The sequence below is a fragment of the Neogemmobacter tilapiae genome, from assembly GCF_014652215.1.
Classification (GTDB): domain Bacteria; phylum Pseudomonadota; class Alphaproteobacteria; order Rhodobacterales; family Rhodobacteraceae; genus Neogemmobacter; species Neogemmobacter tilapiae.
This window is the reverse complement of the sequence record NZ_BMYJ01000008.1, coordinates 174,834-187,330: the sequence shown is the minus strand read 5'-3', so window position 1 is coordinate 187,330 and position 12,497 is coordinate 174,834. Positions and strand designations below refer to the sequence as shown.

Below are 12,497 nucleotides of genomic sequence, written 5' to 3'. Positions count from 1 at the left end.
GCAAAGCGTTGGACCGCAGCGCAGGGGCAAACCTTAACACAAAACAAACACACAAGGTCGGGCACCGAAAATTCCCGCGTCAGCGGATGGCGTCCGGGACGGCCCATCGCAGGGAATTCAGTCACTCTGCGGGCGGCAGCGACAAGGGTGCGGAAGACAGCTTCGGCATTTTCGGGACGGTCCTGCGCGATGAAATCGACAAGGTTTTCCAGATCGTCCGCCGCAGAATCGGCGATGATCAGCCCCCTCACACCGTCCAGCCGTGCTTGGCGGCTATGGCGTTAATGACATCTTCGGCGGGTTTGGCCTGGCCGGATTCGGCGGCCTTTACGCCTTCGACAATGCGTTCCATCTGCCAAGCGTTGGCGGCCAAATATTACTCAATGGCTTGATTGACAATGTAATTTCGCGTGCGGTCCATCGCTTGGGCCAAGGCGTCAATTTCAGCCACTTTGGCGGTGCGGATGGTGATGGGTTCGGATGTCAGGGCTTGGGGCATGAGTCACCTTTTGTCGTCTGATGTAATCATAGCACATCGCGGTGCAGAATACAGGCGGATTGACTCGCCCATTCGTTATATAATAAATTACTTATATAAAGATGGAATCACCAATGCCCCAACTTGACCCCGCCTTTGCCGCCCTGTCCGACCCGACGCGCCGCGCCATTCTGGCGCGTTTGGCTGAGGGAGAGGCGACGGTGCAGGAACTGGCGCGGCCCTTTGCGATTAGCCAGCCCGCGGTTTCGCGGCATCTGAAGGTGTTGGAAGAGGCGGGGCTGATTGAAACGCGGATCGAGGGGACAAGCCGCCCCCGGCGGCTGAAGCCGGAACGGGTGGAGGAGCTGTGGGATTGGCTGGGCCGGTTCCGGGCGATCTGGGAGGAACGCTATCGGCGGCTGGACGTTTTGCTGGAAGAGATGGGGCGCGAAGACAGCGCTGAAAAATAACCGATCAATCATTCACAAAAGGGCCAAACTGATGCACCAATTGCAAGCCACCGCTTCGGGGGCGCATGAAATCCTGTTTACGCGGCGCTTTGATGCGCCCTTGGGTCGGGTTTGGCAGGCGATGACCGACCCGGCGCTGATCCCGAAATGGCTGTGGGCGCGGGTGGCACCGATGACCTTGTGCGAACAGGATTTCCGGGTGGGCGGGGGTTTTCGCTGGGTCTGGACGCGGGCCGATGGCGGAGAAATGGGCGTGACGGGGCGCTTTCTGGAAATCGAAGCCCCGCATCGGATGGTGCATAGCGAGACCTTTGACGAGGATTGGACGGGCGGTGAGACGCGTGTGACGACCGAACTGGTGGCCTTGGGCGACAATCTGACGGAAATGCGAATGATCGTTTGGTATTCATCCGATCAGGCGCGGGATGCGGCGATGGCCACGGCCATGGTCGAGGGGATGGATGAGGCCTATCAGCGGCTGGATGCGGTTTTGGAGGGATGGTCATGAAGTTGACGATGGAAGGCGATACGCAAATTCTGGTGACAAGGCGTTTTGCAGCGCCCCCGGCGCAGGTCTTTCGCGCCCATGTCGAACCGGCGCTGATCAAACGCTGGATGACGGGGCCAGAGGGTTGGGCAATGCCGGTCTGCCAGAACGATTGCCGGACAGGCGGCAGTTTCCGCTTTGAATGGAGCGATGGCAAGGGGGCGGATTTCCATGCGACGGGGGAATATCTGACGGTGGAGCCGAACCAGCGGATCGTGCATGTCGAACGCATGTTCCTGCCGGATGCGACACCCGACAACCATGTGGAAACACTGTTTCAGGCCGATGGGGCGGGCACTTTGTTCACCATGCGCATGACCCTGCCTGATGGGGCCACGCGCGAAGCGATGCTGGCGACGGGCATGACAGATGGGATGGCAGAAAGCTATGACCGGCTGGAGCGGGTTTTGGGGGTGGGTTGAAACGGCCTGCGCGCAATGTTAGTATCAACATTGTAGAAACAGGATATACCATGCGTGCCGTTGTCAAGAAATGGGGTAACAGTGCCTCGGTCCGCATTCCGGCTTCGATCTTGGCCGCTGCCGGGTTGCGGGTCGATCAGGCTGTGGATGTGCGTGAAGATGGGGGTCGGATCGTGATCGAGCCGCTGGTCGGCGAGGAATATGATCTGGAAAGCCTGATCGCCGGGATCACGCCCGAAAATCAGCACGGTGAGGCTGACTTTGGCGCACCGACGGGTACGGAAGCCCTTTGAAATGGCCGAATATGTGCCTGATGCCGGGGACATTGTGTGGTTGAGCTTTTCGCCGCAGGCTGGGCACGAAAAAGCGGGGCATCGTCCGGCGGTCGTGCTTTCGCCGCAAGCCTATAACCGTATGGGTTTGATGCTGTGCTGCCCGCTGACGACGCAGCGCAAGGGTTATCCGTTTGAGGTGGCGATCGACGACGCAAGGCAAAGCGCGGTTCTGGCGGATCAGGTGAAATCGTTGGACTGGCGAGCCCGTGGGGCAAAAGCCAAAGGCAGGATCAGCGAAGGGGAACTGGCCGAAGTGCGGGCCAAGGCGCGGGCGCTGATCGGGCGATAGGCCTTGACCCAAATCATTCCCCCGTGCGCCATCGGCTGCTAGCCTGCATGCAGCAGAGGAGGCGCGGATGAAGGTTGGGATTGTGGGCACGGGGATGGTCGGCTCGGCAGCGGGTTTTGCTGTGGCGCTTACAGGGGCTGCGTCGGAATTGGTGCTGATCGACCACAATCCGGCCCGCGCCTTGGCCGAGGCCGAGGATATTGCCCATGCGGTGCCCTTTGGGCGGCCCTTGGTGGTGCGGGCTGGGGGCTATGCCGATCTTGCGGGGGCGGGTGTCGTGATTCTGGCGGCGGGGGTGAACCAGTCGCCGGGGGAAACGCGGCTGGACCTTTTGGCGCGGAATGCCGCGGTGTTTCAGCAGATCGTGCCGCAGGTGATGCAGGCAGCGCCCGAGGCGATTTTGCTGATCGCCACCAACCCGGTGGACATCATGACGGATATCACGACGCGGATCTCGGGTCTGCCGCCGGGGCGGGTGATCGGGTCGGGGACGATTCTGGATACGGCGCGTTTCCGCAGCCTTTTGGGGCGGCATCTGGGGATTTCGCCGCAATCGGTGCATGCCTATGTGCTGGGCGAACACGGCGACAGCGAGGTTCTGGCCTGGTCAGCGGCGCGGGCGGGCACCCTGCCCTTGCGGGATTTTGCAGCGCAGGTCGGCGCGCCGATCACCGATGCGGTGATGGCCGAGATTGATCAAGGCACACGGCGGGCGGCTTATCGGATCATCGAGGGGAAAGGGGCCACTTGGTACGGCATCGGGGCCGGGCTGGCGCGGATCGTGCGGGCGATTGCGGGGGATGAGCGGGCGGTTTTGTCGGTGTCGATGCGGGCGAATTTTCCGGGCTTGGGCGATGTGGCGCTGTCGGTGCCACGGGTGTTGGGGCGCGATGGGGTGATGGCCGATCTGATGCCCGACCTGAATGCTGGAGAGACTGAGGCGCTGGCGGCCAGTGCGCGTTTGCTGTGGGAAACGGCAGGGCAGATCAGGCTATAGCGGCGCGAAGGCGGATGGTGACGACCAGCCCCGGCCCGCCGTTTTCGAAATGCAGCGCGCCGCGCGCCGCCTCGACAATATCGGCCACGATGGCAAGGCCGATGCCCTGCCCTTCGCCGCTTTCGTCCAGACGCAGGCCGCGTTCCGACAGGCGGGCCAGATCGGCAGGCGCGACGCCCGGCCCATCATCGCGGATGGTCAGCACGATGCCGCCGGGCGTTGCCAAGGCGGTCACAGCCACCTGCCCTGCCGCATGGCGCAGGGCGTTTTCCAGCAGCGCGCCCAAGGCCTCGGTCAGATCATCGGGGTCGATGCGGGCTTTCAGCCCCTCTGCCCCCTGCACCTGCCACTGGATGTCACCACCCTTTGGCGTGCGGCGCAGCACTTCGATCACGCGGCGCACAGCGCGGGCGACGTCAGCCTCGGCCCGGCCCCGGTCGGACCCGATCCGCGCGCGGGCGAGTTCGCGGTCCACAAGGCGGCGCATAGAGCTTGCGACATGTTCCACGCTATCGGCCAGATCATCCTGCCCCCGGTCACGCAAAAGGCCAGCGTCGCCCAAAAGCGCCTGCAAGGGCGTCTTGAACCCATGCGCCAGATCGCCCGCGCGGTGCCGGGCGCGGGCCAGTTCTGTGTCACGGGCATCGAGCAGCGTGTCGATTTCTTGGGCCAAGGGGATGACTTCGGTGGGCAGATCGCCCCCCATCCGGTCACGTTGCCCGGCGTTCAGGGCGGCGACACGGGTGCTAACATTGGCCAAGGGGCGCAGGCCGATGGTGACTTGCAGGCCAGAGGCCAGCACCAACAGGCCACCCAGCAGCGCCAGATAGGGCAAAAGGTCGCCCAGAAAGCCCTGCCGGGCTTGGGTCAGTTCGTCGCGGTCGGTGGCGACCAGAATGCGAAAGGTTTGATCGCCGACCTTGAGGGCCTGTTCGACCGCCAGCAAGGCCTCGCCCTGCGGACCGGCGAGGGTTTGCACAAGCGTCGCGCCGGGGGAAAGCTCCGCCATCGGCAGACGAAAATCCCAAAGCGAGCGGGAGCGGCGCAGGTCGTCGCCGAGTTGCACCTGCCAGTAATGGCCGGAAAAGGGTTGGTCATAGAGTGGATCGGCAGGCGGATCGCCCAGCCGCGCGCCATCGTCTTCGACCATCGCCGCCAAGGTCAGGGCACGGGCCGAGAGATCGGCCACGGCCACCCGTTCGACATGGCGTTCAAACAGCAGCGCAAGGCCCAGCGCCGCCAGCCCCAAGGCGGTGAGGATCGCCGCAGCGCCCGAGAGGATCAAGCGCCAGCGGAGCGAGCGGCCCATCATGCCTGATCTTCCAGATGATAGCCAAAGCCGCGCCTTGTGCCGACGATGCCTGCGCCCAGCTTGCGCCGCAACCGAGTGATCACCGCCTCGACCGCGTTGGCCTCTTTCGCGTCGTCGTCGCCATACAGATGTTCCAGCAGTTCGGTCGGGGGCACCACGCGGTCGCGGTGCAGGGCGAGATAGGCCAGAAGGCGAAATTCCAGCGGGGTCAGGGCGACCGGCACGCCATCGACCGCCGCCAGCATCCGATTCAGATCGACGGTCAGCCGACCGACCTGTTGTTGGGCCGTGGCGCGACCGCCCGCACGCCGCACCAAGGCGCGGGCGCGGGCGATCAATTCCTCCATACGGAAGGGTTTCGGCAGGTAGTCATCGGCCCCGGCATCAATCCCTTCGACCCGTTCCGCCCAAGCGCCCCGCGCTGTCAGCACCAGCACCGGGCTTTCGCACCCCTCGGCCCGCCAGCGTTTCAAGACAGTCAGACCGTCCAGACGCGGCAGGCCCAGATCCAGCACGATCAGGTCATAGTTTTCCGTGCCGCCCCGGAACCACGCCGTTTCGCCGTCTTCGACAAGTTCCACCCGAAAGCCCGCCGATTCCAGCGCGCGTTGCAGATCGGCGGCGATCCGGCGGTCATCTTCGACGACAAGGGCGCGCATCAGTCGTCGTCATCCTCTTCCATTTCGACGATCACGCCCGTTGCGGCGTCAATATCCACCTCGATCAGGCGGCCATCATCGGTGACCAATTCCACCTCGTATACACGCAGGCCATCGCTGATCTCTAGTTCAACCTCGACCACGCGGCCGGGTTGGACGGAGGCGAGGGATTTCAGCACATCGGCCAAGGGCAGGATTTCACCCTTGGCCACCGCTTCGGCGGCGATTTCAAAGTCGGGGGTGGGTGTGACCTGCCCGACCGCCGCAAGCGGCAGAAGGATCGTGGCAAGGATGAGTGTGATGCGCTTTTTCATAAGCCTTTTATGACATATGCCGCCTGACAATTGGCTGACAGTTCGGGTCAGGCCGCTGTCAGGAAGCCTGCGCTAGAACGGGACCATGACGACGAATCGCCCCTTTGGGCAAATAGAAAGGACTGCATCATGGTCAATAAAGTTGGAACCGCTGGCCCGAACACGCTGCGCGGCACGAACGGATATGATGAACTGGACGGCTTGGGCGGCAATGACACGCTTTATGTGCTGAATGGCAATGACGAATTGGACGGCGACGGTGGCAATGACCGGCTGTTCGGCGGTTTTGGCAATGACGATCTGGACGGCGGTGCGGGGGCCGATAGCCTTTATGGCGGCGCGGGGCGTGACTGGCTGGAAGGCGATGCGGGCAATGACTGGCTGGCAGGGGGCGGCGGGGCGGATGTGTTCGAGTTTGACCGGAATGACGGGCGCGACGTGATCAGCGATTTCCAGAACGGTCTGGACAAGATCGAACTGGACGATTTCAGCCGCGCGCAAGTTCAGAATCTGATCAAGAACAGCAAGATGGTGGATGGCGATCTGGTGCTGACCTTGTCGGCAGGCAACACGGTGACGCTGGAAGGCATGACCAAGGCACAGTTGGACATCAGCCATTTTCTGTTTGATTCCTGATGCGAGGGGGGGTCAGCCCTTTGGGGCTGACCCGGCCTTAAAGGCGGCCCAGCGGGCAAGGCTTTCAGCGGGCCAATAGGCGGCGCGGTCGTAATATTCCGGCACGGCAGGCGCGTCTTTCGGCAAGACATACCAAGGCTGTTTCGTGCTGGTGAAGATGTGAATATCGGGGGGAAAGGCGCTGGGATCATCAAGCGTGCCAACCCGGACAAAAGCCACGCCCCGGCCTGCCCCGGCATAATGCGACCAAAGCCCCACATGGCAATTCGGACAGCGGCAGATGATCTGGCCCTTGCCAGAATTTGATGGGGTGACAACCTCTTGCGGTTGCCCGGCCAGAAGTTCGACAAACCCCGCCTCGATCATCGCGTTCCAGGCATGGGGCCCGCCGGTTTCACGCTGGCACCAAGTGCAGTGACAGGCATGGGTGAACAACGGGCGGGCGTTCAGGCGATAGCGGATGGTGCCGCAGGTGCATTGGCCTTGCATCTTGTCCCTCTGGGCTTTCGCCCAGATTAGAAGATGAAGTCGTCGCGATCCAGATCAAGCTTGGCAACGCCGAGCAGCTCGACGGTCACATCGCCCGCAAGATGCAGGACAGTGTTCTTGCCGTCCTGTTCCGCGTTTTTCAGGACATGGGCGAAGCTGATGTTCAGCGAAGACAGGTCGATCTGATCCTGACCGTCCTGAAAATCGCCGATGATCGCGCGGTCCACCCCCCGCGTGATGACAAAGGTATCAGCCTCGCCCCCCCCGAACAGCCGGTCTACCCCCGGACCGGCCAGCAGGCGGTCATCCCCAGATCCGCCTTTCAGAATGTCGTTGCCTGCGCCGCCGATCAGGCGGTCATTGCCTGCGCCCCCAAACAGCCGGTCATGGCCAGCGCGGCCGTCCAGCAGATTGGCGCGGTCATTGCCGAACATGCGGTCATCGCCCCAGCCGCCAATTGCCTCTTCGATAAAGGCACCATGGGCGATGCCCAGGTTCTGACGGAAGCCCGCGACATTGGACAGGCCACCATCCTCCAGCGTGATCATCTGGTTCTGGCGGAAACCCGAAAGGTCCAGCCGGTCGCGCCCGCCCGCATCCCAGATCACAAGGGTTGCCTGCGATTTGGCGGTAAAGCTGTAGATGCCTTTGAGGTTGCTGTGGAAACCGTAGGTGTCATTCCCGGTGCGGGTTTCCATATTCGCGCCATACATCAGTTGCAGCGCCAGCATGTCGCTGGGCCGCATCGTCAGGATCTTGCCCAGCTTGTCGCCGGTGGCCGAGCCGTCGAAATAGCTCATCACCGTTTCGGTATAGCTGTCTTGGGTGATCTGGGCGCTGTTGTTGTAAGTGATGCGGTTGCCGTTGGTCGCGTCATAGTGCCCCGGATGGGACAGGCCCAGGGCGTGCGCCAGTTCGTGCATCTGGATGAAATCGAGCCCGTCGCTGCCGGCCTTGTTGATCCAGATATCACCGGCGCGATGATCGCCGTCTTCTTCGCCCGGATAATAGCCGAACCCGCCCAGACCATCCTTTTCGCTGTAGTTGCCGAACAGGATCGAGGCGTCGTTGGTATAGCCTTGGGCATTGACGATCTTGAATTTCAGGCCGGTAAACTCTTCGACCCCTTTCAGCAGCTTAATCGCGATCTTTTTCTGCTGGTCGGTGAAGCGCGAGAAATTCTTGAACTCGTCGTCATTCGACGATTGGCGAAATCCCACAGTCACCACTGTGCCTTCGCCGCGGGTGTCGCTCCAGCTTCCGGCCTGTTGCAACAGGCCGGCCAGCATGTCGGCATCCATCTTGGCCTTGCGGCCCTCGGTGGCCGAAATGCCGTATTCGCCGCGCAGCCCATCGCTGCCTTTGGCCGAGAGATAGTAGGTGCCGCTTTCCTTGGCGGTGAAGGTGATCAGCGCATGACCGTTGGGCAGGCCGGAATCGTTGGCGGCAAGGGTCGTGCGGCCGTCCTTGCCGATCAGCGTCAGGGTGCTGCCCTGCAACATCTCGGCCCCCGTCCCCACCATGGCAAAGGTATAGGTCTGGCCCGCCTTCAGCTCGACCGAAAACCAGTCCTGATCGCGGGACGAGGCGATTTCGGCCTGAACCGTCTGATTCAGACGGATGGCATAGTTCGAGGACGAGTTTGACGGGGCGTCAACGTTTTCGTTGACGCGCGAAGCAGAGCTTTGCATGGGGCGTTCTATTCCGGCGACTGGTTAAACAAAAAACAGGGGGAGCCAATTCGCGGCCAATTGTGGCGAAATCGTGACGTATACTAGCATATTAGGCAAAGAGCCCTGCACAGATGCTGTGCAACAGCACCGAGCCTTATCAGGGGTTGCAAACGTTGATGTCGACGCAATCATCATACTATAGGCGAAGTTCCAAATCCATTCCATGCTTCGCCCAGGGGGTGTGCGCGGGGCTAGATTGTCGCCATATGATTCTCAATCAAAGGCTGGTGTGATGCTCGGGTCTTGGGCAGATTGGTCCAAAAGGATGCCCCGATGTTGCGCCAAATAAACCTGACGGAATGCCCTGCGTCGCTGATCGTGCAAGCCTTCAACGAGGGCTACGCCGGTTATATGGTGCCGGTGGCGATGGATGTGGCGGGTTTTGAGCGGCGGTTTCGCGCCGAAAACCTGGATCCTATGGCCTCGGCCCTTTGGCTGGATGGCGAGCGGCCTGCCGCGATCCTTTTGGTCGCGCGGCGCGGGCGGATCAGCCGGGTGGCGGGTTTGGGCGTTGCACCCGACTGGCGCGGGCGGGGCTTGGGGCGCGCGGCGATGGTTGAGGCCATTCAAGCGGCGCGCGATCGGCAGGATCGTTGGCTGGAGCTGGAAGTCATCGCCAGCAATACGGCGGCGAAAGCCCTGTATGCGCAGCAGGGCTTTCGCGCCTTGGGCACGTTGTGCGGCTATGATCTGGACGTTGGGCATGGCGTTGTGCCGACCGCCCTGCAGCGGGTGGACCCTTTTCAGGCCGCGCAGTGGGCTGGGCGTTTTACCAAAGGCGACCTGCCCTGGCAGCAACATCCGGTCGGGATGGCGGCCCGGACGGACCCGACCTATGGGCTAGTGGACCAGGGCGAAGACATCGTGGCGCTGCTGGAACCGAGCCCCGGCGCGTTGCGGCTGACCGCGTTGGCGCTTTCGGCGCAGGTCACGCCTGAGCGGGCCCAAGCCTTTACGGCAGCCCTAAGGGTTCACGCGGCAGGGCGACCCGTCAGAGCTCCGGCCCTGTTTGCGCCAGACCAGGCCGCGCGGTTCTTTGCCGCTGGCGGCTGGCAGAAGACGGCCATGGAGCAGATCTGGATGCGGCACGACCTGGCCTAGACCAACCCCCGCACCCTTTCGACGAAGTCATCCCCACGCTTTTCGAAATTGGGGTACTGGTCGAAGCTGGCTGCGGCTGGGGCCAGCAGAACCACATCCCCCGGCTCGGCCTCGGCCACCGCGCGGGTGACGGCGCGATCCATGGTTTCGCAGATCTCATGCGGGGTCTGGCCCAGTTGCAGGGCAAAGTCGCGGGCGGAATGGCCGATGAGATAGGCTTTGACGACCGAACCAAGGAAGGGTTGCAGGGCGGCGATGCCGCCATCCTTGCCCATGCCGCCCGCGATCCAGCGGATGCGGGGGAAGGCTTGCAGCGCCTTGGCGGCAGAATCGACATTGGTGGCCTTGCTGTCGTTCACGAACTTCACGCCTTTCCGTTCGGCGATCAACTGGCTGCGGTGGGGCAGTCCGGCAAAGGAGCGCAGGCCATCCTCGATCTGCCGGGGGGCCAGGCCAAGGGCGCGGACGGCGGCATAGGCGGCGCAGGCGTTCTGGTGGTTGTGGGCCCCCGGCAGGCCCGCGATGTCACGCAGGTCGATGGAGGCGACTTGCTTGCCCTTGCGCCATTCCGCCAGAAATCCCTTGCGGGCAAAGACGACCCAGCCGAAGCCTTCCAGCTTTTGGCCCGATGAGATGCGGATCACCCGGTCGTCCCCCGGCCCCTGCCCCATCTGGTTCGCCAGATAACGCCCTTCGTGTTCATCAACGCCAATGATGGCCCGGTCGGGACCGCCTTGGGTGAAAAGCCGAGCCTTGGCGGCAAAGTAGCCGCCCATGCCGTTGTGGCGGTCCAGATGGTCGGGGGAAAGGTTGGTGAAAACGGCGATGTCGGGGGTCAGGGCGCGGGCGAGGTCGGTTTGATAGGACGACAGTTCCAGAACGATCACCTCGCCATCCTCGGGCGGGTCAATGTCCAGCACGCCGCGGCCAATGTTGCCCGCCATTTGGGTCGGGCGGCCCGCCTCTTGCAGCAGGTGATGGATGAGAGCGGTGGTGGTGGATTTGCCGTTCGACCCGGTGACGCAGACGACGCGGGGAGGCTGTTCGTATCTGTCCCATTGGGCGGTGGCGAGGGATTGGAAGAACAGACCGATGTCATTGTCGACGGGAATGCCCAGTTCCATGGCCCGGGCGATGACGGGGTGGGTTTTGGGATAAAGATGGGGAATGCCGGGGCTGGTGATGAGGGTGGCGATGCCCTCCCAAGCGGCATTGCGGGTCAGATCGGTGCAGGTGAAACCCTGATCCTCGGCCTTTTGGCGGGATTCGGGGCTGTCGTCCCACAGCAGGGGGATCGCGCCGCCCGCCTGAAGCGCGCGGGCGGTGGCAAGGCCGGAACGGCCAAGGCCCAGAACGGCGACCTTTTGGTTTTGGTAACCCTGGACTGGAATCATAGTGTGGCCCCCTGTCGGAAGCGGGTTTGGCCCGCTTGTTGTGAGGTATTGGATGTGGGGGGAAAGGGGAAGATGGGTTAGTTGTCCACGAAGTAGCAGTCCCACGAACGGATTTCATGTTTGCCGGTACCACCCATGACACCGTCGCCTACCAAGTTCGGCCCCTTTCGATTGGGATCGTCCAAGACCTCCAGCAGGGTCCGCGTCCAAAGAATGCTGCTTTCAAAGGCATCTTCATCCAATACCTCGGGCCCTAAGTGCGACCAACTTCCTTCGCAAAGATTGTAGGCGTCCCGGCAGGCTGGCCTTTCGCGGCGCTGCCCATCTGGCCCGTGGGGACACCATTGTCGATCGTCGGCAACCGGCAGCCAGACGATGCCTTTTCTATAGCACGATAGGGCGCGATGGATGGCGGGGATCAACACATTGCCATCCGCCCCGCGTATTCCCCAGAGGTCATTTTCCTTGAAAACGCGGCTGCCGTCTGGGCAGGTAAGGCCTTTTAGTCTTTCTTCGTAGGTCACCTCGCCAGAAACACTTACGAAAGCGATTAGGTTTGAACGCTTTCCGCTGGCGCCATCGTCAGGCAGTCTCGCGAAGGCACGACCGAAGATCGCTCTATCGACGCTGTCAAATTGTGGTTCCACAACCCAACTGCCGTCCTCGATCCGCATCAAGCCCCATAGCTGCTGCATAGAATCTTTCTCTGCGGCCCAGACAAAAAGCGGTTCTCGCGAGTCAAGTTCCGTGAATTGCTTGAACTCATAGGTTTGGCCGGTCAACCAGCCATGCTGAGTATGAAACAGACCGACGCCACCATCGAAACGAGCAGCCAAAGTGTTTGAGAGGGGCAATGCTTCGCGACCATCATGCTTGAACCGCCCATCCCGTGCCACGAAAACTTGGTCAGACAAAACGACAACCTCTTGAAACCTTGGGGCAACAACCATCTTTCCCTGTTTATTGATCACCCCGATCCTGCCGCTGACGGCGACGGGCGCGAGACCATGGCGAAAAGAGCCAACCAGATCAAACTCAGGGGGTATCACCATTGCGCCAGAGGAATCGACATAGCCATATCGCCCCATGAGTACTGCTGCGGCGAGACCTTGGCTGAAATCAAGAACACCTTCATAATTCTGCGGCCCGACAGGCTCCCCCGTGTATCGATCCCGCAAGCCGCACAGCCCATAAGGCCCATCGCAAAGGACGCCTAGGCGTTCGGAGTTCACCTCCTGCCCAAACGACGGCCCAGCGCAGAGCAACAGCACCAACAAAGCCCGGATCATCCCGCCCCTCCGATCAACCTTTGCGCGACTTT

The 12,497-nt window shown here is 62.1% G+C and carries 17 protein-coding genes; 8 read left to right on the top strand and 9 right to left on the bottom strand.

Going from position 1 to position 12,497, the window contains the following annotated elements; genetic code table 11:
• Together IE095_RS13780 and IE095_RS18405 are read right to left on the bottom strand one after the other, a co-directional pair.
• The coding region (locus IE095_RS13780; protein WP_189412251.1) for a type II toxin-antitoxin system RelE/ParE family toxin at window positions 1–251 on the bottom strand (251 nt) is incomplete at its 3' end.
• A 125-nt stretch (window positions 252–376) separates the two neighbouring features.
• On the bottom strand, window positions 377–499 hold the full coding sequence (locus IE095_RS18405) for a ribbon-helix-helix domain-containing protein (RefSeq protein WP_229804792.1): 123 nt from the start codon (window positions 497–499) through the stop codon (window positions 377–379).
• 113 nt (window positions 500–612) lie between these two features.
• Here IE095_RS18405 and IE095_RS13770 point away from each other — a divergent pair, with 113 nt between their 5' ends.
• The 6 genes from IE095_RS13770 to IE095_RS13745 all read left to right on the top strand — a co-directional run bounded on the left by IE095_RS13770 (window position 613) and on the right by IE095_RS13745 (window position 3,538).
• On the top strand, window positions 613–948 hold the full coding sequence (locus tag IE095_RS13770; protein ID WP_189412250.1) for an ArsR/SmtB family transcription factor: 336 nt from the start codon (window positions 613–615) through the stop codon (window positions 946–948).
• A gap of 31 nt (window positions 949–979) precedes the next feature.
• A complete protein-coding gene (locus IE095_RS13765) occupies window positions 980–1,456 on the top strand; it encodes an SRPBCC domain-containing protein (RefSeq protein WP_189412249.1) in 477 nt (158 codons plus the stop codon).
• Complete coding sequence (locus IE095_RS13760) at window positions 1,453–1,917, top strand: SRPBCC domain-containing protein (RefSeq protein WP_189412248.1); 465 nt, start codon at window positions 1,453–1,455, stop codon at window positions 1,915–1,917. Before IE095_RS13765 ends, IE095_RS13760 begins: the two co-directional genes overlap by 4 nt.
• A gap of 50 nt (window positions 1,918–1,967) precedes the next feature.
• On the top strand, window positions 1,968–2,210 hold the full coding sequence (locus IE095_RS13755; protein ID WP_189412247.1) for an AbrB/MazE/SpoVT family DNA-binding domain-containing protein: 243 nt from the start codon (window positions 1,968–1,970) through the stop codon (window positions 2,208–2,210).
• Between the two features lies 1 nt (window position 2,211).
• Entirely contained in the window at window positions 2,212–2,541 is a 330-nt protein-coding gene (gene mazF, locus IE095_RS13750; RefSeq protein ID WP_189412246.1) for an endoribonuclease MazF, read from the top strand.
• Window positions 2,542–2,608: 67 nt separating this feature from the next.
• On the top strand, window positions 2,609–3,538 hold the full coding sequence (locus IE095_RS13745; protein WP_189412245.1) for an L-lactate dehydrogenase: 930 nt from the start codon (window positions 2,609–2,611) through the stop codon (window positions 3,536–3,538).
• On the opposite strand, the gene IE095_RS13740 is transcribed toward IE095_RS13745, so the two are convergent.
• From IE095_RS13740 to IE095_RS13730, 3 genes are read right to left on the bottom strand one after another with little or no spacing between them, the layout of a single operon-like run.
• Window positions 3,528–4,847, bottom strand: coding sequence for a sensor histidine kinase (locus tag IE095_RS13740; protein ID WP_229804791.1), 1,320 nt, complete (start codon window positions 4,845–4,847; stop codon window positions 3,528–3,530). The genes IE095_RS13745 and IE095_RS13740 overlap by 11 nt on opposite strands.
• Window positions 4,847–5,509, bottom strand: coding sequence for a response regulator transcription factor (locus IE095_RS13735; protein ID WP_189412243.1), 663 nt, complete (start codon window positions 5,507–5,509; stop codon window positions 4,847–4,849). Before IE095_RS13735 ends, IE095_RS13740 begins: the two co-directional genes overlap by 1 nt.
• Window positions 5,509–5,823, bottom strand: a complete 315-nt coding sequence (locus IE095_RS13730; RefSeq protein ID WP_189412242.1) for a PepSY domain-containing protein — start codon at window positions 5,821–5,823, stop codon at window positions 5,509–5,511. Before IE095_RS13730 ends, IE095_RS13735 begins: the two co-directional genes overlap by 1 nt.
• 129 nt (window positions 5,824–5,952) lie before the next feature.
• On the opposite strand from IE095_RS13730, the gene IE095_RS13725 reads away from it, so the two are divergent.
• Window positions 5,953–6,459 (top strand): calcium-binding protein, encoded by a 507-nt coding sequence (locus tag IE095_RS13725; RefSeq protein ID WP_189412241.1) that lies wholly within the window; start codon window positions 5,953–5,955, stop codon window positions 6,457–6,459.
• 12 nt (window positions 6,460–6,471) lie between these two features.
• Here the strand turns inward: IE095_RS13725 and IE095_RS13720 are convergent, their stop codons facing one another.
• Window positions 6,472–6,948: a GFA family protein gene (locus tag IE095_RS13720; protein ID WP_189412240.1), complete on the bottom strand. Its 477-nt coding sequence runs from the start codon at window positions 6,946–6,948 to the stop codon at window positions 6,472–6,474.
• A gap of 26 nt (window positions 6,949–6,974) precedes the next feature.
• Window positions 6,975–8,639 carry a M10 family metallopeptidase C-terminal domain-containing protein gene (locus tag IE095_RS13715; RefSeq protein WP_189412239.1) on the bottom strand — a complete coding sequence of 555 codons (1,665 nt, stop codon included), beginning with the start codon at window positions 8,637–8,639 and terminating at the stop codon, window positions 6,975–6,977.
• 315 nt (window positions 8,640–8,954) lie between these two features.
• Here IE095_RS13715 and IE095_RS13710 point away from each other — a divergent pair, with 315 nt between their 5' ends.
• Complete coding sequence (locus IE095_RS13710; RefSeq protein WP_189412238.1) at window positions 8,955–9,782, top strand: GNAT family N-acetyltransferase; 828 nt, start codon at window positions 8,955–8,957, stop codon at window positions 9,780–9,782.
• Here IE095_RS13710 and murD read toward each other — a convergent pair.
• Window positions 9,779–11,176, bottom strand: a complete 1,398-nt coding sequence (murD, locus tag IE095_RS13705) for a UDP-N-acetylmuramoyl-L-alanine--D-glutamate ligase (RefSeq protein WP_189412237.1) — start codon at window positions 11,174–11,176, stop codon at window positions 9,779–9,781. The genes IE095_RS13710 and murD overlap by 4 nt on opposite strands.
• A 77-nt stretch (window positions 11,177–11,253) precedes the next feature.
• Window positions 11,254–12,465: a WG repeat-containing protein gene (locus IE095_RS13700; protein WP_189412236.1), complete on the bottom strand. Its 1,212-nt coding sequence runs from the start codon at window positions 12,463–12,465 to the stop codon at window positions 11,254–11,256.
• Window positions 12,466–12,497: the final 32 nt, after the last annotated feature.

Excerpts from the sequence above, each read along its gene's own strand:
- IE095_RS13770 (WP_189412250.1), top strand. The coding sequence starts at position 613 with ATGCCCCAACTTGACCCCGCCTTTGCCGCCCTGTCCGACCCGACGCGC.
- IE095_RS13725 (WP_189412241.1), top strand. The coding sequence starts at position 5,953 with ATGGTCAATAAAGTTGGAACCGCTGGCCCGAACACGCTGCGCGGCACG.
- IE095_RS13745 (WP_189412245.1), top strand. The coding sequence starts at position 2,609 with ATGAAGGTTGGGATTGTGGGCACGGGGATGGTCGGCTCGGCAGCGGGT.
- IE095_RS13710 (WP_189412238.1), top strand. The coding sequence starts at position 8,955 with ATGTTGCGCCAAATAAACCTGACGGAATGCCCTGCGTCGCTGATCGTG.
- IE095_RS13730 (WP_189412242.1), bottom strand. The coding sequence starts at position 5,823 with ATGAAAAAGCGCATCACACTCATCCTTGCCACGATCCTTCTGCCGCTT.
- IE095_RS13700 (WP_189412236.1), bottom strand. The coding sequence starts at position 12,465 with ATGATCCGGGCTTTGTTGGTGCTGTTGCTCTGCGCTGGGCCGTCGTTT.
- IE095_RS13720 (WP_189412240.1), bottom strand. The coding sequence starts at position 6,948 with ATGCAAGGCCAATGCACCTGCGGCACCATCCGCTATCGCCTGAACGCC.
- mazF (WP_189412246.1), top strand. The coding sequence starts at position 2,212 with ATGGCCGAATATGTGCCTGATGCCGGGGACATTGTGTGGTTGAGCTTT.
- IE095_RS13735 (WP_189412243.1), bottom strand. The coding sequence starts at position 5,509 with ATGCGCGCCCTTGTCGTCGAAGATGACCGCCGGATCGCCGCCGATCTG.
- IE095_RS18405 (WP_229804792.1), bottom strand. The coding sequence starts at position 499 with ATGCCCCAAGCCCTGACATCCGAACCCATCACCATCCGCACCGCCAAA.
- murD (WP_189412237.1), bottom strand. The coding sequence starts at position 11,176 with ATGATTCCAGTCCAGGGTTACCAAAACCAAAAGGTCGCCGTTCTGGGC.
- IE095_RS13765 (WP_189412249.1), top strand. The coding sequence starts at position 980 with ATGCACCAATTGCAAGCCACCGCTTCGGGGGCGCATGAAATCCTGTTT.
- IE095_RS13715 (WP_189412239.1), bottom strand. The coding sequence starts at position 8,639 with ATGCAAAGCTCTGCTTCGCGCGTCAACGAAAACGTTGACGCCCCGTCA.
- IE095_RS13755 (WP_189412247.1), top strand. The coding sequence starts at position 1,968 with ATGCGTGCCGTTGTCAAGAAATGGGGTAACAGTGCCTCGGTCCGCATT.
- IE095_RS13760 (WP_189412248.1), top strand. The coding sequence starts at position 1,453 with ATGAAGTTGACGATGGAAGGCGATACGCAAATTCTGGTGACAAGGCGT.
- IE095_RS13740 (WP_229804791.1), bottom strand. The coding sequence starts at position 4,847 with ATGGGCCGCTCGCTCCGCTGGCGCTTGATCCTCTCGGGCGCTGCGGCG.